Here is a 22,090-nt window from a genome sequence, read left to right as displayed (position 1 = left end):
CCGATGAGTGGGGACACCGTGGGTGAGAACGACAAGCTTCGCGACTACCTGACGCGAGTCACCGGCGAGCTGCAGCGCACGCGCGGCCGGCTCAGCGCCATCGAGGAGCGCGCGGCCGAGCCGATCGCGATCGTCGGGATGGGCTGCCGCTTCCCGGGCGGCGTGCGCTCCCCGGAAGCGTTCTGGGCACTGCTGACCGCCGGGGAGCACGGCATCACCGGGTTCCCCGAAGGCCGCGGCTGGGACGTCGGCGACCTCGTCGATCCCGATCCGGACCACCTCGGCACCAGTTACGTCGACCGCGGTGGTTTCCTCGACGGCGCCGACGAGTTCGACCCGGAGTTCTTCGGTATCTCGCCGCGCGAGGCGGTCTCGATGGACCCGCAGCAGCGCCTGCTGCTGGAGACGACGTGGGAAGCGCTCGAACGCGGCGGCATCGACCCCACCTCGTTGACCGGCCGCCGCGCCGGCGTGTTCGTCGGCACCAACGGCCAGGACTACGGCCGGGACCTGGTCAAGGGCGTCGAAGGCGTCGAGGGCTACCTCGGCACCGGTATCTCCGGCAGCGTCCTGTCCGGCCGGATCTCCTACGTGCTCGGGCTGGAAGGCCCTTCGGTCACGGTCGACACCGCGTGCTCGGCGTCGCTGGTCACCCTGCACCTCGCGGTCCGTGCGCTGCGGGCGGGCGAGTGCGACCTGGCCCTCTCCGGCGGCGCCACCGTGATGGCGAGCCCGGACGCGTTCATCGAGTTCTCCCGCCAGCGGGGCCTCGCCCGCGACGGCCTCGTCAAAGCCTTCGCGGCCGGTGCCGACGGCACGGCCTGGGGCGAGGGCGCGGGCATGATCGTGCTGGAACGGGTGTCCGACGCGCAGCGGAACGGGCACCGCGTGCTCGCCGTCGTCCGCGGCACCGCGGTCAACTCCGACGGCGCGTCCAACGGCCTCACCGCGCCCAACGGTCCGTCCCAGCAGCGGGTCATCCGCCAGGCGCTCGCCGACGCGCGGCTGTCGGCCAAGGACGTCGACGTCGTCGAGGCACACGGCACCGGTACCACGCTCGGCGACCCGATCGAGGTCCAGGCCCTGCAAGCCACCTACGGCCGCGAGCGCGGCGGGCGCGGCCCGTTGCTGCTCGGCTCGGTGAAGTCGAACATCGGGCACACCCAGGCCGCCGCAGGGGTCGCTGGTGTGATCAAGATGGTGCTCGCGCTGCAGCACGGCCACCTGCCGGCGACGCTGCACGTCGACGCCCCCAGCACCCAGGTCGACTGGTCGCCCGGCACCATCGAACTGCTGACGTCGGCGCGCGGCTGGTCGACGGCGGAGACCCGGCGGGCGGGGGTGTCGTCGTTCGGCATCAGCGGCACCAACTCCCACATCCTGCTGGAGCAGGCTCCCGCCGCCGAAGAGTCCACTGTGGACGAGCCGGTCGTGCCGGTCGTGCCATGGGTGCTGTCCGGACGCACTGAAGCCGCACTGCGTGCCCAGGCCCGCGCGCTGCTGGACGTCGACGGCGACCCGGCCGGCATCGGCTGGTCGCTGGACGCCACCCGCGCCACCTTCGAACACCGCGCGGTCGTCACCGGCACCGGTCTCGACGAGTTGCGGGCCGGGTTGTCCGCGGTCGCCGAAGGCGCTCCGGACGCCACGACCGGCGAAGCGACCGGCGGGCAGCTCGCCGTCTCCTTCACCGGGCAGGGCGCGCAGCGGCTCGGCATGGGCCGCGAGCTGTACGCGGCATACCCGGCGTTCGCCGCGGCCTTCGACGAGGTCTGCGCACTGCTGCCGGGCGTGCGCGAGATCGTCTTCGGCGACGACGCGAAAGCCTTGGAGGACACCGGAAATGCGCAGCCCGCGCTGTTCGCGCTCGAGGTCGCGCTCTACCGGCTCGTCGAGTCCTGGGGCGTGGTACCCGAGTTCCTGATCGGCCACTCGATCGGCGAGCTGGCGGCGGCCCACGTCGCCGGCGTCTGGTCCCTCGAGGACGCGGCCGAGCTGGTCGCCGCTCGCGGCCGGCTGATGAGCGCGCTGCCGCGCGGCGGCGCGATGTGCGCGATCGAAGCCGATGAGGACGAGGTCCGCGCCGCGCTGGTCCCGGGAGCCGACGTCGCCGCGATCAACGGCCCGCGGGCCGTCGTCGTGTCGGGTGACGAGGACGCCGTGCGGCAGGTGCAGTCGGTGTTCTCCGGCCGCCGCACCAAACGGCTCGCGGTCTCGCACGCGTTCCACTCCGCGCGGATGGAGGGCATGCTGGCCGAATTCGGCGAGGTCGCCCGCCGTGTCACGTACCGGACACCCGAGATCGCCCTCGTCTCGAACGTGACCGGCCGGATCGCCGCCACCGCCGAGATCACCGACCCGCAGTACTGGGTGCGGCACGTCCGCGAAGCCGTCCGGTTCGCCGACGGCGTCCGCGCGCTGGCCGACGCGGGCGTCACCCGCTTCCTCGAACTCGGCCCCGACGGTGTGCTGTCGGCGGCCGGCCAGGACAGTGTGGACGGGCTGGCCGACGGACTGTTCGTGCCCGCCTTGCGCCGTGACCGCCCCGAGGTCGAGACGCTGATCGCCGCGCTGGCGGCGGTGCACGTCCACGGCGGCACGGTCGGCTGGGCGGCGATGCTCGCCGGTGCGCGGCCGGTGGACCTGCCCACCTACCCGTTCCAGCGCGAAAGCTACTGGCTGCCGGCGAGCACGGCCACCGGGGACGCCGCCGGGCTCGGCCTCGGCTCGATCGAGCATCCGCTGCTCGGCGCGGCTGTGTCCGTCGCCGATGCCGACGGGTTCCTGTTCACCGGCAGCCTGTCGCTGCGCACGCACCCGTGGCTGGCCGGGCACACCGTGCACGGCCAGGTCGTCGTGCCCGGAACCGCGCTGGTCGAGCTGGCCGTGCGGGCCGCGGACGAGACGGGTCTGAGCGCGCTCGAAGAACTCACCCTGCAGACGCCACTGGTGCTCCCGGAGACCGGCGCCGTGCAGGTGCAGCTGTGGGCCGGTGCGCCGGAAGAGTCCGGCCGCCGCCCGCTGACCGTCCACTCGCGCCCGCACGGTGCGGGTGACTGGACCCTGCACGCCACCGGTTCGCTGTCCGCGGCCGCAGCCACCCCGGACTGGGACCTGGCCGAGTGGCCGCCGCCGGGGGCGGAGGCCGTATCACTGGACGGCCGCTACGACGAGCTGGCGGCGGCGGGCCTCGGGTACGGCGAGACGTTCCGGGGCCTGCGCGCGGTGTGGCAGGACGGCGACGCCACCTACGCCGAGGTGGCGCTGCCGGAAAGCGCCCGCGACCAGGCGGGCCGGTTCGGGCTGCACCCGGCCCTGCTCGACGCGGCCCTGCACGCCCTCGCGTCCGGGACCGGTCCGGCGCGGCTGCCGTTCGCGTGGAGTGACGTCGTCCTGCACGCCTCCGGCGCCGCCGAGCTTCGCGTCGAGCTGACCGCGTCGGGCACCGACGCCGTGGCGTTGCGGGTCGCCGACGGCACCGGTGCGCCGGTCGCCACGGTCGGATCCCTGGTCGTACGCCCGGTCTCGGCCGCCCAGCTGCGCCCCTCGGCCGGCCGCGACGGGCTGTACGAGGTGGCTTGGCAGCCGGTCACGGTGACCGGGGACGCCCCGCGTTGGGCGCACTGGCCCGACGTCGCCGAGGTCGTCGTCCACCGGGCCACCGGCGACGACGTGCACGCCCTCACCGGCGAGGTCCTCGACGTGCTCAAGACGTTCCTGGCCGAGGAACGCTATGCGGACGCGAAACTGCTCGTGTGGACCGGACCGTCCGATGTGGACCCGGTCGCCGCCGCGGTGTGGGGCCTGGTGCGCAGTGCGCAGTCCGAGCACCCCGGCCGGTTCCTGCTGGCCGGCACCGATGAGCTGACCGGCGAGCCCGCCGGCGAGCTCGTCGGCAGGGTGCTGGCCGCGGGCGAACCGCAGATCGCCGTCCGCGACGGGGAACTGCGCGTCCCGCGGCTGGTCACCCCCGAATCGGCCGGCCGGCTGCTGCCGCCCAGCGGGAACTGGCGCCTCGGCCTCGCGGGCAAGGGCACCTTCGACCAGCTGACCCTGGAACCGGTGTCGGAGGAGCCGCTCGGTCCGCTCGGGGTGCGGGTCGCCGTGCGCGCGGCCGGGCTGAACTTCCGGGACGTGCTCAACGCACTCGGCATGTACCCGGGCGAGGCGGGCCTGCTCGGCAGCGAGTTCGCCGGCACCGTGCTCGAGGTGGGCGCGGACGTCGGCGACCTGCGGCCGGGGGACGAGGTGATGGGCCTGGTCTCCGGGGGCGCCGGTCCGGTCGCGGTGGCCGAGCGGCCGATGATCACCCGCAAACCCGCGGCCTGGACCCACGAGCAGGCGGCCAGCACGCCGCTGGTCTTCCTCACCGCGTACTACGCGCTCGTCGACCTCGCCGGCCTGCGGGCCGGGGAGTCCATCCTGATCCACGCCGCCGCCGGCGGCGTCGGCATGGCGGCGACCCAGCTCGCCCGGCACCTCGGCGCCGAGGTCTACGGCACGGCCAGCGAAGGCAAGCAGCACGTCCTTCGCGCGGCCGGTCTCGACGACACCCACATCGCCTCCAGCCGCACCCTCGAGTTCGCGGAGCGGTTCAGCGGCATCGACGTCGTCCTCAACGCGCTGGCCGGGGACTTCGTCGACGCGTCGTTGCGCACGATGGCGCCGGGTGGCCGGTTCCTGGAGATGGGCAAGACCGACATCCGGGAGGGCGAGGGTTATCAGGCGTTCGATCTGATCGACGCCGGTCCCGAGCGCACCGCGCAGATGTGGGACGCCCTGATCGAGTTGTTCGAGTCCGGGGCGCTGACGCCGCTGCCCGTGCGCTCGTGGGACGTGCGCGAAGCGCGGGAAGCCTTCCGGTTCCTCAGCCAGGCACGGCACATCGGCAAGATCGCCCTCACCGTCCCGCGTTCGCTCGACCCCGCGCGGACGGTCCTGGTCACCGGCGGCACCGGGGGACTGGGCGCGCTGGTGGCCCGGCACCTGGTGCGCGACCACGGCGTCCGGAAGCTCCTGCTGACCAGCCGTCGCGGCCCGGACGCCCCCGGCGCCGCGGAACTGCGCGCCGAACTCACCGGGCTCGGCGCCCACGTCGACGTCGCCGCCTGCGACGTGGCCGACCGCGGCGCCGTGGCCGCCCTCCTCGACGACGTCGAGCTGACCGGCGTCGTCCACGCCGCCGGTGTCCTCGACGACGGCACTGTCGACGCGCTCACCCAGGAACGCCTCGACCACGTCCTCGGGCCGAAGGCCGACGCGGCGCGCCACCTCCACGAGCTGGCCGGTGACGTCGACCTGTTCGTCACGTTCTCCTCTGCCGCCGGCGTCCTCGGCGCGCCAGGGCAGGGAAACTACGCCGCTGCCAACGCCTACCTCGACGCTCTCGCGGCGCAGCGCCGCGCACAGGGGCTCGCGGGGCAGTCGCTGGCCTGGGGCCCGTGGGCCGCGGGCATGGGCGAGGCGATGGGGGAGGCGCATCTGGCGCGCCTGCGCTCCGGCGGCACGCCCGCGCTCCCGGTCGACGAAGGGCTCGCGTTGTTCGACGCGGCACTGGCCGCGGGTTCGCCGCTGGCCGTGCCGGTGAAGCTGGACTTGCCGGTGCTGGCCGCGGCGGCCGTGTCCGAGCCGCTGCCGCCGTTGCTGGGCGCACTGGTGAAGCCGGGCCGCCGGGCCGCGAAGTCCGGTGGCGGCCAGGACTCGTCGCTGGCGCGGCGGCTGGCCGGGCGCACCGAGGCCGAGCAGGACCGCGAACTGCTCGACCTGGTGCGTACGCAGATCGCGCTGGTGCTCGGCCACGTCACCGCCGCCACCGTCGAACCCGGCCGCGGTTTCCTGGACCTCGGCTTCGACTCGCTCACCGCTGTCGAGCTGCGCAACCGCCTCGGAGCCGTGACCGGCCTGCGGCTGCCCGCGACGGTGATCTTCGACCATCCGACGCCGGTTGCCCTTGCCGGATACGTCCGCGCGGAACTGCTCGGCGACCTCGCCGCCGGATCCCGTGTCCGCGCCCGCGTCGTCGACGGCGACGAGCCGATCGCCATCGTCGCGACCAGCTGCCGCTTCCCCGGCGCGAGCACGCCGGAGGAGCTCTGGCGGCTGGTCGCCGAGGGACGCGAGGGACTCAGCCCGTTCCCCACCGACCGCGGCTGGGATCTGGCCGCACTGTTCGACCCGACTCCGGGCAAACAAGGCGTCTCCCACACGCGCACCGGCGGTTTCCTGCCCGCCGCGGGCGAATTCGACCCGGAGTTCTTCGGGATCGCCCCGCGCGAGGCGCTGGCCATGGATCCGCAGCAGCGACTGCTGCTGGAGATCGCGTGGGAGGCGTTCGAGCGGGCCGGCATCCCGCCGGGCACCCTGCGCGGCAGCGACACCGGTGTGTTCACCGGCGCCATCTACCACGAATACGCCTCCCGGCTGACGAAGATTCCCGAAGAGGTCGAAGGGTTCCTCGGCACCGGCACGTCCGGTGCGATGATGTCCGGCCGCGTCTCCTACACCTTCGGGTTCGAGGGCCCGGCCGTCTCGGTCGACACCGCGTGCTCCTCGTCGCTGGTCGCGATGCACCTGGCGAGCCAGGCCCTGCGCTCCGGCGAGTGCTCGCTGGCGCTGGCCGGCGGCGTCACGATCATGGCCAACCCGGATCCGTTCGTCGACTTCAGCAAGCAGAGCGCGATGGCGCTCGACGGCCGCTGCAAGGCGTTCGCCGACGGCGCTGACGGCGTCAGCTGGGGCGAGGGCGCCGGCTTCGTGCTGCTGGAGAAGCTGTCCGACGCCCGCCGCAACGGCCACCCGGTCCTCGCGCTGCTCAAGGGCTCCGCGGTCAACCAGGACGGCGCCTCGAGCGGGCTCACCGCGCCCAACGGGCCCGCGCAGCAACGCGTGATCCGCCAGGCGCTGGCCAACGCCGGACTGTCCACAGCGGACGTCGACGCCGTCGAGGCACACGGCACCGGTACCCGCCTCGGCGACCCCATCGAGGCACAGGCCCTGCTGGCCACCTATGGCCAGGACCGCACCGAGCCGCTGCTGCTCGGCTCGGTGAAGTCCAACTTCGGACACACCCAGGCCGCGGCCGGTGTCGCCGGAGTGATCAAGATGGTCGAGGCGATGCACCACGGCGTCGTCCCGGCGACACTGCACGTCGACGAGCCCTCGGCCCAGGTCGACTGGGAGACCGGCGCGATCCGCGTGGCCACCGGTGCCCAGCCGTGGCCGGAGACCGGACGACCGCGCCGGGCCGGTGTCTCGTCGTTCGGCTTCAGCGGCACCAACGCCCACGTCGTGCTCGAACACGTGCCCGCCGAAGAGTCCGCGAGCGAACCCGCGCCGCCCGCGGTACTGCCCTGGGTGTTGTCGGGCCGCTCCGAGGAGGCACTGCGGGCGCAGGCCGCGCGGCTGGCGGAGGTCACCGCCGAACCACTCGACGTCGCCTGGTCGCTGGCCACCGCCCGCACCGCGCACGAGCGGCGCGCGGTCGTGGTCGGCACCGACCCCGCGGTGCTGCGGGCCGGGCTCGCCGCGTTCGCCGACACCGGCCGGGCGGCCAATGTCGTGAGCGGACGCGCGGTCACCGGCCGCCTCGCCGCACTGTTCACCGGGCAGGGCTCGCAGCGGCTCGGCATGGGCCGCGGCCTCGCCGGGGCCTTCCCGGCCTTCGCGGCCGCCCACGACGAAATCCGAGCCCTGCTGCCGGGGATCGCCGACGTCACCGACGCCGACGTCCTCAACCGCACCGGTACCGCCCAGCCCGCGATCTTCGCCCTGGAAGTGGCGTTGTACCGGCTGTACGAATCCTGGGGCGTCACCCCGGACTTCCTCGCCGGGCACTCCGTGGGCGAGATCGCGGCCGCGCACGTCGCCGGAGTGTTCTCCCTCGAGGACGCGGCGAAGCTCGTCGAGGCCCGCGGGCGCCTGATGGAGGCGTTGCCCGGGGGCGGCGCGATGGTCGCGGTCCAGGCGACCGAGTCCGAGGTGGCCGGGTACCTGTCCGACGAGGTTTCGCTCGCCGCGGTCAACGGGCCGTCCGCCGTCGTGCTGTCCGGTGTGGACAGTGCGGTGCGGGCGGTCGCGGCGCGGTTTGCCCGGGACGGCCGCCGCACCAAGCACCTCGTGGTCTCGCACGCGTTCCACTCGGCACTGATGGAGCCGATGCTGGCGGAGTTCGAGACGGTCGCCCGCTCGCTGTCCTACGCCGAGCCGCGCATCCCGATCGCCTCGACGGTCACCGCCGGTGCGGATTTCACCGACCCGGCCTACTGGGTGACCCACGTCCGCGAGCCCGTGCGGTTCGCCGACGCGGTGGCGCACCTGGCTGCCGACGGCGTCACGACGTTCCTCGAACTGGGCCCGGACGCCGTCCTCGCCGCGATGGGCCCAGATGCGGTGGGTACAGCTGCGGTGGGCCCGGAGGCGGTGTTCGTCCCGGCGCTGCGGAAGGACCAGGACGAAGCCCGCGCAGCCGTGTCGGCGCTGGGTGCGATCCATGCCGCCGGTGCACCGGTCGACTGGACCCGCTTCTTCGACGGCACCGGCGCACGCCCGGCGGCACTCCCGACCTATCCCTTCCAGCGCCGCCGGTTCTGGCTGCTGCCCACCCCGGGCGGCGGGGACGCCACCGCGCTCGGCCTCGGCGCCCTCGACCACCCGCTGCTCGGCGCGGCCGTCGCGCTGCCCGAGCGCGGCGGACTGGTGCTCACCGGGCGGCTGTCGCTCGACGAGCAGCCGTGGCTGGCCGGGCACCGGGTGCGCGGCGCGGTTCTGCTGCCGGGGACGGCGTTCGCCGAGCTGGCCGTGCGGGCCGGCGACGAAGCCGGGTGCGGGGAAGTCGAGGAGCTCACCCTGCAGTCCCCGCTGGTCCTGACCACGACGCCGGTGCAGCTGCGGGTGTCCCTTTCCGACGCGGATCCCCGCGGCCGCCGCACTCTCGCCGTGCATTCCCGTCCCCAGGACGCGGATGCCGGCTGGGACCTGCATGCGACCGGTTCGCTCATCCCGGCCGGCGGCGAGCCCGCGGCCGAGACCGAGTGGCCGCCCGCCGGGGCCGAAGCCGCCGACCTGGACGGCTTCTACGCCACGCTCGCCGACGCCGGACTCGGTTACGGCGAGCCGTTCCGCGGTCTGCGAGCCGCCTGGCGGCGCGGTGAAGACGTCTTCGCCGAGGTCGCGTTGCCCGAAGGCACCGACGTCACCGGCTTCGGCCTGCATCCGGCGCTGCTGGACGCGGTCCTGCACGCGGTCGGTCTGACCGGTGGCCCCGCTCGGCTGCCGTTCTCGTGGACCGGCCTGCGCCTGCACGCCACCGGCGCGAGCACGCTGCGGGCCAAGCTCACCCCCGCCGGCCAGGACGCCGTCGCGCTGACCGTCACCGACGGCACCGGTGCACCGGTGCTGACCGCGGCCTCGCTGAGCCTGCGCCCGGTCGGCGACGCCCCGCTGCCCAGCGCGGCCGGGGACGGGGTGTTCACTGTGGACTGGATCCCGGTCGCGTTGCCCGCGGAGGCCCCGGAGATCGACGTCTGGCGGGCCACGTCGGCCGAGGCCACGCTCGCCGAACTGCAGGACCGGCTCGCCGGGGACGGCCGGGTCGTCGTGCACGTGCCCGGCGGCACTGCGGAGCACGCCGCCGTCGCGGGCCTGGTTCGCAGCGTGCAGGCCGAGTACCCGGACCGCGTGATCCTCGTGCACGGCACCGGCGACCCCGGCGACCCCGGCGATATTGCCGCCGCGGCCGCGACCGGCGAGCCCGAGATCGCGTTCACCGGTGACGGCCCGCGCGTCCCGCGGCTGGCCCGCGCCCGCGCCACCGCCGACCCGGACTGGACGCTCGACGGCACCGTCCTGGTCACCGGCGGAACCGGCGGGCTCGGTGCCCAGGTCGCCGGGCGGCTGGCCGAGCGCCACGGTGTCCGGCACCTGCTGCTCGTGGGCCGGCGCGGCGCGGACGCCCCCGGCGCGGAGGAGCTGCGCCGCGAGCTGACCGGGCTGGGCGCCGAGGTGACGTTCGCCGCCTGCGACGTCGCCGACCGCGCGCAGCTGGAGTCGGTGCTCGCGCTCGTCCCGGCCGAGCAGCCGCTGACCGGTGTAGTGCACGCGGCCGGTCTGCTCGACGACGGCGTCTTCGCCGCGATGACCCCCGAGCGGCTTGCCGCGGTCGCGGCCCCCAAGGCGGTCGCGGCGCAGCACCTGCACGAGCTGACCGGCGACCTGAAGCTGTTCGTCACGTTCTCCTCGATCGCCGGTGCGCTCGGCGCCCCCGGGCAGGCCAACTACGCCGCCGCCAACGGGTTCCTCGACGGCCTGGCCGTGCAGCGCCGCGCCGAGGGGCGTCCGGGCACGTCGATCGCCTACGGCCTCTGGGAAACCGGCATGGGCGACGGCCGGGCGGGCGCGGCAGGCTTCACGCCGCTGACCGTCGAGGCCGGGCTCGAGCTGTTCGACCTCCTCGCGCTCGGCGACGACCCGTGCCCGGTCGCGACCCGGCTGGACCTGCCGGCGCTGCGGGCCGCGGGCGAGGTCCCGCACGTCCTGCGCGGGCTGGTCCGCGTACCGCGCCGCCGCACCGCGGGTGACGCCGAAGCAGCCGGTCTGCGCCGGCGCCTGACCGGACTGCCCGCGGCCGAGCAGGCGCGGCTGGTGACCGAACTGGTCCGCACCGAGGCCTCGATGGTGCTCAGTCACACCAGCCCGGACGCCGTCGAGGCCGACCGCGCGTTCGGCGATCTCGGGTTCGACTCGCTGACCGCCGTCGAGTTCCGCAACCGCCTCGGCGCGGCCACCGGACTGCGGCTGCCCGCGACGCTGACCTTCGACCACCCGAACCCGCGGTCGCTCGCCGCGTTCCTGCTCGCCGAGCTGCTCGGCACGGACGAAGAGCCGGCCACGCCGGTGAACGCCCCGGCGCACTCGGGCGAGGACCCGATCGTCATCGTCGGCATGGCCTGCCGCTACCCGGGCGGGGTGACCACGCCCGAGCAGCTGTGGGACCTGGTTTCCGGTGGCCGCGACGGCGTCACCCGGTTCCCCACCGACCGCGGCTGGGACGTCGAGGGAATCTACGACCCCGATCCCGACCAGCCCGGCAAGACCTACACGCGGGAAGGCGGTTTCCTGCACGACGCCGGGGACTTCGACCCGGAGTTCTTCGGCATCTCGCCGCGCGAGGCACTGGCGATGGACCCGCAGCAGCGCCTGCTGCTGGAAGTGTGCTGGGAGGCGATCGAGCGGTCCGGCACCGACCCCGCCACGCTCAAGGGCAGCCCCACGGGCGTGTTCGCCGGCGTGATGTACCACGACTACGGCACCCGGCTCGGCGACGTGCCCGATGACGTCGAAGGCTTCCTCGGCACGGGGACCTCCGGCAGCGTCCTGTCCGGCCGAGTCGCCTACACCCTGGGTCTGGAAGGGCCTGCGGTGTCGGTGGACACGGCGTGCTCGTCCTCGCTGGTCGCCCTGCACTGGGCCATGCAGGCCCTGCGCTCGGGGGAGTGCTCGCTGGCATTGGCCGGCGGAGTCACCGTGATGGCCACGCCGGAGACGTTCATCGGGTTCTCGCGTCAGCGCGGTCTGGCCACCGACGGTCGCTGCAAGTCGTTCTCCGCCGACGCCGACGGCACCGGCTGGGCCGAAGGCGCCGGGATGCTCGTGCTGGAGCGGCTGTCGGACGCCCGCCGCCACGGGCACCGCGTGCTGGCCATGGTCAACGGCACCGCGGTCAACTCCGACGGCGCGTCCAACGGCCTCACCGCGCCCAACGGCCCGTCGCAGCAACGGGTGATCCGGCAGGCACTGGCGGCCGCGGGCGTCGAATCGTCCACTGTGGACGCTGTCGAGGCGCACGGCACCGGCACGACCCTCGGCGACCCGATCGAGGCGCAGGCGCTGCTGGCCACCTACGGCCGCGAGCGTGACGCCGAGCCGCTGTACCTCGGCTCGGTGAAGTCGAACTTCGGGCACACCCAGGCCGCCGCGGGGGTGGCCGGCATCATCAAGATGGTCCAGGCCATGCACCACGGCGTGCTCCCGCCGACGCTGCACGTGGGCACGCCGAGCCCGCACGTCGACTGGGAAACCGGCGACGTCGAGCTCCTCACCGAGGGTCGCCCCTGGCCGGAGACCGGGCGGTCGCGCCGCTCCGCGGTGTCCTCGTTCGGGATCAGCGGCACCAACGCGCACGTCATCCTCGAACAGGCCCCGGCGGAGGCCGCGGCGCCGCGCGAGGTGACCGCGCCCGCGCTCGTTCCGTGGGCGCTGTCGGGTCGCAGCGACGAATCCCTGCGTGAGCAGGCCGTGCGCCTGCTGTCCGTGGACGGCGAGCCGGTCGACGTCGGCCTGTCGCTCGCCACGGCCCGCACCGCGCACGAACGCCGGGCCGTGGTGCTCGGCGCGTCGGAGGCGCAGCTGCGCGCCGGGCTGGATGCGGTGGCGTCCGGAGTGGACAGTGACTCGGTCGTCACCGGGCGCGTGCTGCCCGGCCGCACCGCGATGCTGTTCACCGGGCAGGGCTCGCAGCGCGACGACATGGGATCGGGTCTCTACGCGGCCTTCCCGGCTTTCGCCGCCGCCTACGACGAAGTGTGCGCGCACCTGCCCGGGATCGGCGACGGCGCGGACCTCACCCGGACCGGCCACGCGCAGCCGGCCCTCTTCGCGCTCGAAGTCGCGTTGTACCGGCTCGCCGAGTCGTGGGGTGTCGTGCCCGACTTCGTCGCCGGGCACTCCATCGGCGAGATCGCCGCGGCACACGTCGCCGGCGTGCTTTCGCTGGCCGACGCGGCCCGGCTCGTCGAGGCACGGGGACGCCTGATGGAGGCGCTGCCCGAGGGTGGCGCGATGGTGGCCGTGCAGGCTTCGGAGGACGAGGTCCGGGAGCACCTGACCCCGAAGGTGTCGCTGGCCGCGGTCAACGGGCCTGGTTCGGTCGTGCTGTCCGGGGCAGCCTCGCCGACGCTCAAGCTGGCCAAGAAGTTCGAGAAGCTGGGCCGGCGCACCAAGCGTCTCGAGGTTTCGCACGCGTTCCACTCGGCACTGATGGAGCCGATGCTGGCGGAGTTCGCCGACGTCGTGCGCGAACTGGCGTTCGACGCGCCGCGGATCCCCTTCGTGTCCACTGTGGACGGCGAACGCACCGATCGGGTCGCGGACCCGGAGTACTGGATCGAGCACGTGCGGGCGACCGTGCGGTTCACCGACGGGCTGTCCTGGCTGCGTGAAGCCGGGGTCTCGAAGTTCCTGGAGGTCGGACCGTCCGCGGTGCTGACCGCGCTCGCTGCCGACGACGCGTTCGCGGTGCCGTTCCTTCGCGCCGACCGCGACGAGGTCACCACCGCGCTCACCGCGCTGGCCGCTGCGCACACCCGCGGCGTTCCGGTCGACTGGGCGGCGTTCTTCGGCCCCACCGGCGCTCGGGTGGTCGGCCTGCCGACCTCGGTGTTCGAGCGCCGCCACTTCTGGCTGGCCGCCGGCACCGGTGCGGGCGACGTCCGCGCCGCCGGGCTGCGGACGGCCGGGCACCCACTACTCGGCGCCGCGGTCCCGTTCGCCGACGGTGACGGATTCCTGTTCACCGGCCGGCTTTCGGTGGCCACGCACCCGTGGCTGGCCGGGCACTCGGCGTTCGGCGAGGTCCTCGTGCCGGGCACCGGCCTGCTGGAGCTGGCGATCCGCGCCGCCGACGAGGCGGGGTGCGCGGGCATCGAGGAGCTGACCCTGGCGGCACCGCTGGTACTGCAGGGGCCGGTGGACGTCCAGGTGCTCGTCGGTGCGGCCGACGCGGCGGGACGGCGTCCGGTCTCGATCCACTCGCGCGCCGCGGAGGGAGAGTGGACCGAGCACGCGACCGGCACGCTCACGCCGGAAGCGGACACAGCGCCGGCCGGGCTCGCCGAGTGGCCACCGGCCGCCGAGCCGGTGGCCTTGGACGGGTTCTACTCCGACCTGGCCACGGCCGGCCTCGACTACGGCCCGCCGTTCCGCGGCCTCACCACCGCGTGGCGGACCGGCGACACGGTGTTCGCCGAGGTGGCACTGCCGGAGGACACCGACGTCGCCGGGTTCGGCCTGCACCCGGCTCTGCTCGACGCGGCCCTGCACACGCTCGGCCTGCTGCCGGGCGAGGGCACGCGGTTGCCGTTCCTGTTCGGCGCGGTGACCCTGCACGCCACCGGCGCGACGGCACTGCGGGTGCGGGTGACCGCGTCCGGCCCGGACACGGTCTCGGTGCTGGCGACGGACGCGACCGGTGCGCCGGTCGCCACGCTGGGCACGGTGACGGTCCGCGCGGCCGAGGCACCGCGGACCCGGCCGACCGATTCGCTGTACCAACTGACGTGGGCCGAGGTCCCGGCCCACCAGGACGTGGTGGCGTTCGCCCCGCTCGCGTCGCCGGGCGAGGAGATCCCGCCGGCCCTGGTGTTCACCGCCCCGGACGGTTCCCCGCACGACGCGCTGGCGGCGAGCCTGCGGGCGGTCCGGGCATTCCTGGCCGACGACCGGTTCGCCGGCGCGCGGCTGGTGATCCGCACCGACGCCACCCCGGCCGGCGCGGCGGTCCGCGGACTGGCTCGGAGCGCGGCTTCCGAGCACCCGGACCGATTCCTGGTCCTGGAAGGCGAAACCGCGAGCACCGGCGAGGCTGATGTCCGGGAAGCCGGGGTCCGCGAAGAAAGGGTCCGCGAGGAGCCCGCCGCCGGTGGCGAACTGCCTGCGCGCATCCGCGAGGAGGTCGCACTCGCCCTGGCCACCGGGGAGCCGGAAGTCCGCGTCCGCGGCCACGTCACCGAAGCGCCCCGGCTCGCCAGGGCGACCGCCGGCGACCCCGTCACCTGGGGTGCGGGCACCGTCCTCATCACCGGTGGCACGGGCGGCATCGGCGCCGCCGTCGCGCGGCACCTCGCCGCTTCACAGGGCGTCAACCTGGTCCTCACCAGCCGCCGGGGCCTCGACGCGCCGGGCGCCGCGGGTCTGGCCGAAGAACTCGGCGCGGAGGTCGTCGCCTGTGACGTCACCGACCGGGCCGAGCTGGAAGCCCTCGTCGGCCGCATCGGCGATCTCACCGGTGTCGTGCACGCCGCCGGCGTGCTCGACGACGGCGTCCTCACCGAGCTGACCCCGGAACGCTTCGGGACGGTCCTGCGGCCCAAGGCCGGCGCCGCCGAAGTCCTCCACGAACTGACCCGGGACCGGCCGCTGACCCGGTTCGTCCTGCTGTCCTCGGTCTCCGGCATCCTCGGCGGCCCCGGCCAGGCCAACTACGCGGCGGCCAACGCACTGCTCGACGACCTCGCCCGCCGCCGGCACGCCGAGGGCCTGCCCGCGACCTCGCTCGCCTACGGCCTGTGGGCCGGCGGGATGGGTGGTCGGTCCGATGTGGACCGTCTCGCCCGTGCCGGGTTCGGCGCGTTCACCGACGCCGAGGGCCTGGCCCTCTTCGACGCCGCGCTGGCGGCCGGGACCCCGGTCCCGGTGCCGGTCAAGCTCGACCTGCCCACGCTGCGCACTCTGGCCCGGACCACCGAGCCACCGCCGGTGCTGCGCGGGCTCGTCCGCGTGCCGAAACGCCGGGGCGCCGCCAACGCCGCGGCCGCCGCCGGCCTGGCCGCCACCCTCGCGGGGCTGTCCCCGGCCGACCGGGAGACCCATCTGCTCGACCTGGTCCGCAGGCACGTCGCCGGCGTCCTGGGCCACGGCGCCGCCTCGATCGAGTCCGGGCGTGCCTTCACCGAACTGGGCTTCGACTCGCTCACCGCCGTCGAACTGCGCAACCGCCTCGGCGAGGCGACCGGGCTCCGGCTGCCGGCCACCCTGGTCTTCGACCATCCGACGCCGGCCGCGCTGGCCGCCTTCATCGGGACGGAACTGGGCGGGGAAGCAGCCACTGCGGACGAAACGCCGGTCGTCGCGGCCCAGCCGGACGAGCCGATCGCGATCGTCGCGATGAGCTGCCGGTTCCCCGGTGGCGTCAGCTCGCCCGAGGACCTGTGGCAGCTGGTCGCCGACGGCACCGACGCGATCACGCCGCTGCCCGCCGACCGCGGCTGGGACCTCGACCGGCTCTACGATCCCGATCCGGACCACCCGGGCACGTCGTACGCCCGCGAAGGCGGCTTCCTGCACGACGCCGCCGAGTTCGACGCGGAGTTCTTCGGCATCTCACCGCGCGAAGCGCTCACCGTCGACCCGCAGCAGCGGCTGTTGCTGGAGACCGCGCACGAGGCGTTCGAGCGCGCCGGCATCGATCCGGTCACGCTCAAGGGCAGCGCCACCGGTGTGTTCGCCGGCGTGATGTACGACGATTACGCCTCGCGGCTGGCCGCCACCCCGGACGGGATGGAAGGCCTGCTCGGCACCGGCAGCGCGAGCAGTGTGCTGTCCGGCCGCGTCGCCTACACCTTCGGGCTGGAAGGCCCGGCGGTGTCGGTGGACACGGCGTGCTCCTCGTCGCTGGTCGCACTGCACTGGGCCGCTCAGGCCCTGCGGTCGGGGGAATGCTCGCTCGCGCTCGTCGGCGGCGCGACCGTGATGTCCAGCCCGAATCCGTTCATCGAGTTCTCCCGCCAGCGCGGTCTGGCCGCCGACGGCCGCTGCAAGCCCTTCGCGGCCGCCGCCGACGGCACCGCCTGGGCCGAAGGTGCCGGGTTCCTGTTGCTCGAACGGCTTTCGGAGGCGCGCCGCCACGGCCGCCGGATCCTCGCCGTCGTCAAGGGTTCCGCGGTGAACTCCGACGGCGCGTCCAACGGTCTCACCGCCCCGAACGGCCCCTCGCAGCAGCGGGTCATCCGCCGGGCGCTGGCCGCCGCGGGCGTCGAACCGTCCGGAGTGGACGTCGTGGAAGCGCACGGCACCGGTACCGCGCTCGGCGACCCGATCGAGGCACAGGCGGTGCTGGCCACCTACGGCCAGGACCGCGACGAGCCGCTGTGGCTCGGCTCGGTCAAGTCCAACATCGGCCATACCCAGGCCGCCGCCGGGCTCGCCGGGATCATCAAGGTGGTCGAGGCCATGCACCACGGTGTGCTGCCGAAGACCCTGCACGTCGACGAGCCGTCGCCGCACGTCGACTGGAGCGAAGGCGCGGTCCGGCTGCTCACCGAGGCCCGGCCGTGGCCGTCGGCCGGGCGCCCGCGCCGCGCGGCGGTGTCGTCGTTCGGCATCAGCGGCACCAACGCCCACGTCGTCCTCGAACAGGCCCCGGACCAGCCGGCGCCCGCGCGGACCCCGGTGCGGCCCGCGCTGATGCCGTGGGTGCTGACCGCCCGCACCGACGAAGCGCTGCGCGCCCAGGCCGGACGGTTGCTCGGCACCGTGGGCTTCGCCGACCCCGTGGACATCGCCTACTCACTGGCCACCACGCGCACGGCGTTCGAGCGTCGGGCCGTGCTCACCGGCAACGTCCGGGCCGGGCTGGCCGCGCTGGCCGGGGGCCGCACCGAGCCCGGCGTCGTCACCGGGCGCGCGTCCGGCGGGAAGCTCGCCTTCCTCTTCACCGGGCAGGGTGCCCAGCGCCTCGGCATGGGATCCGGTCTGTACCAGGCGTTCCCGGCGTTCGCGGCCGCTTACGACGAGGTGTGCGCCCTGCTTCCGAGCGTGCGTGAGGTCACCGACGCCGACGTGCTCAACCGCACCGGCACCGCCCAGCCCGCCCTCTTCGCGCTGGAAGTCGCGCTGTTCCGGTTGCTGGAGTCGTGGGGCATCCGCCCGGACCTCCTGGCCGGGCACTCCGTCGGCGAGCTCGCCGCGGCCCACGTGTCCGGGGTGCTGTCGCTGGCGGACGCGGCGAAACTCGTCGAAGCACGCGGCCGTCTCATGCAGGCGCTGCCCGAGGGCGGCGCGATGGTCGCGGTCGCCGCGAGCGAGACCGAGGTCGCCGAGTTCCTGTCCGGCGAGGTGGGCCTGGCCGCTGTCAACGGGCCGGAGGCCGTCGTGCTGTCCGGGGTGGCCGGTCCGGTGCACGCGGCCGCCGCGGCGCTCGCCGAACGCGGCCGCCGCACCAAGCCCCTGGTCGTCTCGCACGCGTTCCACTCGGTCCTGATGGAGCCGATGCTGGCCGACTTCGAGGCGGTCGCCCGGTCGCTGGACTATGCCGAGCCACGGATCCCGATCATCTCCACGGTCACCGGTCAGCCCGCCGGCGAGCTGACCGATCCCGCCTACTGGGTGCGGCACGTGCGGGAGCCGGTGCGGTTCGCCGACGGCGTCCGCGCACTCACCGAGGCCGGGGCGACCCGGTTCGCCGAGCTGGGACCGGACGGCGTGTTGTCCGCGATGGGGCTCGACAGCGCCCCGGACGCGGCGTTCGTCCCGGTGCTGCGCAAGGACCGCGACGAGCGGGCCACGGCCGAGACCGCCTTTGCGCGGCTCGTCAGCTCGGGGGTGGCCGTCGACTGGACGGCGTTCTTCGCGGGCACCGACGCCCACGCGGTCCCGCTGCCCACCTATGCCTTCCAACGCGAACGCTTCTGGCTCGACGCGCCGACGCCGGCCGGTGACGCGGCCGGGCTCGGCCTGGCCGCGGCGGAGCACCCGCTGCTCGGCGCCACCGTGGCGACCGCGGGCGAGGACGGCCTGGTCGCCTACGGCAGGCTGTCCCGCGCGGCCCAGCCGTGGCTGGCCGACCACGCGGTGCTCGGCACCGTGCTGGTCCCGGGCGCGGCACTGGTCGAGCTGGCCGTGCGGGCCGGGGCCGAACTGGGCTGTGGCCGGCTGGCCGAGCTGACCCTCGCCACTCCCGTGGTGCTTCCCGGCACCGGTGGGCTGGCCGTGCAGGTCGTGCTGGGCGCCCCGGACGGCGACGGCCGCCGCCCGGTGTCGATCCACAGCCGCCGCCCGGACGCGCCGGCCGGTGAGCCGTGGACCGCGCACGCGACCGGGGTGCTCGCCACCGGCGAAGGCCACCCGGCCGCCGACCCCGCGCCGTGGCCTCCCGCCGGGGCGGAAGCCCTCGACGTCACCGAGCTGTACCCGGGCCTCGCCGAAGCCGGATTGCAGTACGGGCCGGTGTTCCGGGGCCTGACCGCCGCGTGGCGGGTGGGCGGGGACGTCTGCGCCGAGCTGGAACTGCCCGAGGTCGCGCACGGCGACGCCGCCGCGTTCGGCCTGCACCCGGCGCTGCTCGACGCCGCCCTGCACGCGATCGGCCTGCTGCCCACCGGGGACGCCCCGGCCACGCGGCTGCCCTTCCTCTGGCGGGACGTCGTCCTGCACGCGGCCGGGGCCACCGCGGCCCGCGTCCGGGTCGCCAGGGCCGGCGACGACGCCGTCCGCCTGGAGCTGACCGACGGCGCCGGTGCTCCGGTGCTCACCGTCGGCGCGCTGCTGCTGCGGGAGGTCACCGAACTCGGCCCGGCGAAGTCCGACGCGCTGTTCCGGCTCGGGTGGACTCGCGTCGCCGCCGAGTCCGGACCGGCGCCGGCGACCGAGGTGCTGCCCGCGGTGCCGCCGGCCCCCGGCACTCCGGCCGCCGACACCCCGGTGGCCACGCACGCTGTGCTGACGAAGACGCTGGCGAAGCTGCAGGAGTGGCTGGCCGGCGACGAAGACGCGATTCTGGTGGTGCGCACCGAGAACGCGGTGGCAGTGTCCACTTCGGACACCGTCGACCCGGCCGCCGCGGCGGTCTGGGGCCTGGTCCGCAGTGCCCAGTCGGAACACCCCGGCCGCCTCGTGCTGCTCGACGCCGCCGAGCCCGACGTCGAGACCGCGCTCGCGGTACTGGGCGACGAGACGCAGCTCGCGGTGCGCGACGGGGTCGTGCACGCGGCCCGGCTGCTCACCGCGGCGTCCTCGACGGACCTCGTGCCGCCGTGGCACGAGCCGGCCTGGCGGCTGGACAGTGTCGAGCGGGGCACCCTGGACCGGTTCTCGTTCGAGCCCTACCCGGAGGCGGTCGCCGAGCTGCAGCCGCGCGAGGTCCGGATCGCCACCCGCGCGGCCGGCACCAACTTCCGCGACGTGCTCAACGTGCTCGGCATGTACCCCGGTGACGCCGGGCGGATCGGGTACGAGGCCTCGGGCGTGGTCGTCGAGGTCGGCTCCGAGGTGACCGACCTGGAGCCGGGCGACCGCGTGATGGGGCTGGTGCAGGGCGCGTTCGGCCCGCTCACCTTCACCGACCGCGACCTGCTCGCGCGGGTGCCGCAGGGATGGACGCACGAGCAGGCCGCGTCGGTGCCGCTGGTGTTCCTCACCGCCTACTACGCGCTGACCGACCTCGCCGCGCTGCGGGCCGGGGAGTCGGTGCTGATCCACGCCGCCGCGGGCGGGGTGGGAATGGCCGCCACCCAGCTGGCGAAGCATCTCGGCGCCGAGGTGTTCGGCACGGCGAGCGAGGGCAAGTGGGACGTCCTGCGGGCGGCCGGCATCGACGACGCACGCCTCGCGTCGTCGCGGACCCTGGACTTCGAGGAGAAGTTCCTGGCCGCCACCGGGGGCCGCGGCGTCGACGTCGTGCTCAACGCGCTCACGGGCGAGTTCATCGACGCCTCGATGCGCCTGTTACCGCGCGGTGGGCGGTTCGTGGAAATGGGGAAGACCGACGTCCGTCCGGACGGGGGTGCCGGCGGGCACCATCCCGATGTGACCTACCGGGCCTTCGACGTGATCGACGCGGGTCACCGCCGGATCGCGCAGATGTGGGAGGAGCTGATCGCCTTGTTCGACGCCGGCGCCCTCACCCCGCTGCCGGTCCGTGCCTGGGACCTGCGCCGTGGCCCGGAGGCCCTGCGCTACCTCAGCCAGGCCAGGCACGTCGGCAAGGTCGTCCTGACCATCCCGCGCCGTCCCGAAGGCACCGTGCTGGTCACCGGCGGCACCGGCGGGCTGGGCGCGGTACTGGCCCGGCATCTGGTCACCCGCCACGGGGTCACCGACCTGGTGCTGACCAGCCGCCGCGGGCCGGACGCCCCGGGGGCGGCCGAGCTGACGGCGGACCTCACCGGACTCGGCGCCACGGTGCGGATCGAAGCCTGCGACGCCGCCGACCGCGACGCGCTGGCCGCCGTGCTGGAGCGGACGCCGGACCTGACCGGCGTGGTCCACGCGGCGGGCGTGCTCGACGACGGCCTGCTCACCGCTCTCACCCCCGAGCGTCTCGAGAAGGTGCTGCGGCCCAAGGTGAACGCGGCCTGGCACCTGCACGAGCTCACCCGTGACCGCGACCTGGCGATGTTCGTGCTGTTCTCCTCGGCCGCCGGGGTCCTCGGTGCGCCGGGGCAGGCGAACTACGCCGCGGCCAACACATTCCTCGACGGGCTGGCCCAGCACCGCCGGTCGCTCGGCCTGCCGGCCACGTCACTCGCCTTCGGCCTCTGGGCCGACGGCATGGGCGACACCGCCGACGCCGACCGGATGGGGCGCGACGGGATCGGCAGTTTCGCCCCCGCCGAGGGCCTGGAGCTGTTCGACCAGGCCACCGGCCTGGCCGAACCGGTGTCCGTGCCGGTGAAGCTGGACCTGGCCGGTCTGCGGGCCGAGCCGGGACCGGTGCCCCCGCTGCTGCGCGGGCTGGTGCGCGGCTCCGTCCGCCGCGCCACCCCGGTGGCCTCGGCCGCCGAGGCCGACGGGCTCAAACAGCGGCTGGCCGGGCTGTCCCAGCCGGACGCCGAACAGGTGCTGCTCGGCGTGGTCCGCGGCCGCGCCGCCGCCGCACTCGGGCACGCCGGCTCGGAGGCGATCGAACCGGGCAGGGCCTTCACCGAACTCGGCTTCGACTCGCTGACCGCGGTCGAGCTGCGCAACGGGCTCGACGCGGTGACCGGACTGCGGCTGCCCGCGACGCTGATCTTCGACTACCCGACCCCGGACGCACTGGCCAAGTTCCTGCAGTCCGAGGTGGTTCCCGCGACGTCCGTGCCGGACTCCGCCCTCGCCGAGGGCATCGACCGGCTGGCCGCCGAGCTGTCCGCAGCGGACGTCTCGACGGCGGACGGTGCCGCGGTCGAGACGAAGCTGCGGCAGCTGGTCGCGCTCTGGCAGAAGCGGACCAAGCCCGGCGACGACGCCGACACCGACCTCGACGTGGAGACCATCGACGACATGTTCGCCCTGCTGGACAACGAACTGTGACCCGGCCCCGGCGCCACGACCTTCGCCG

Annotated in this window: 1 protein-coding gene; it reads left to right on the top strand. The window is 74.7% G+C overall.

Annotation, left to right across the window (positions count from 1 at the left end; all coding sequences use genetic code 11):
• Window positions 1–3: 3 nt before the first annotated feature.
• On the top strand, window positions 4–22,062 hold the full coding sequence (locus BJY18_RS06345) for a type I polyketide synthase (protein WP_221457592.1): 22,059 nt from the start codon (window positions 4–6) through the stop codon (window positions 22,060–22,062).
• Window positions 22,063–22,090 lie beyond the last annotated feature (28 nt).

The organism is Amycolatopsis jiangsuensis, assembly GCF_014204865.1.
Lineage (GTDB): Bacteria > Actinomycetota > Actinomycetes > Mycobacteriales > Pseudonocardiaceae > Amycolatopsis > Amycolatopsis jiangsuensis.
This window is presented reverse-complemented; position numbering and strand designations above follow the sequence as displayed.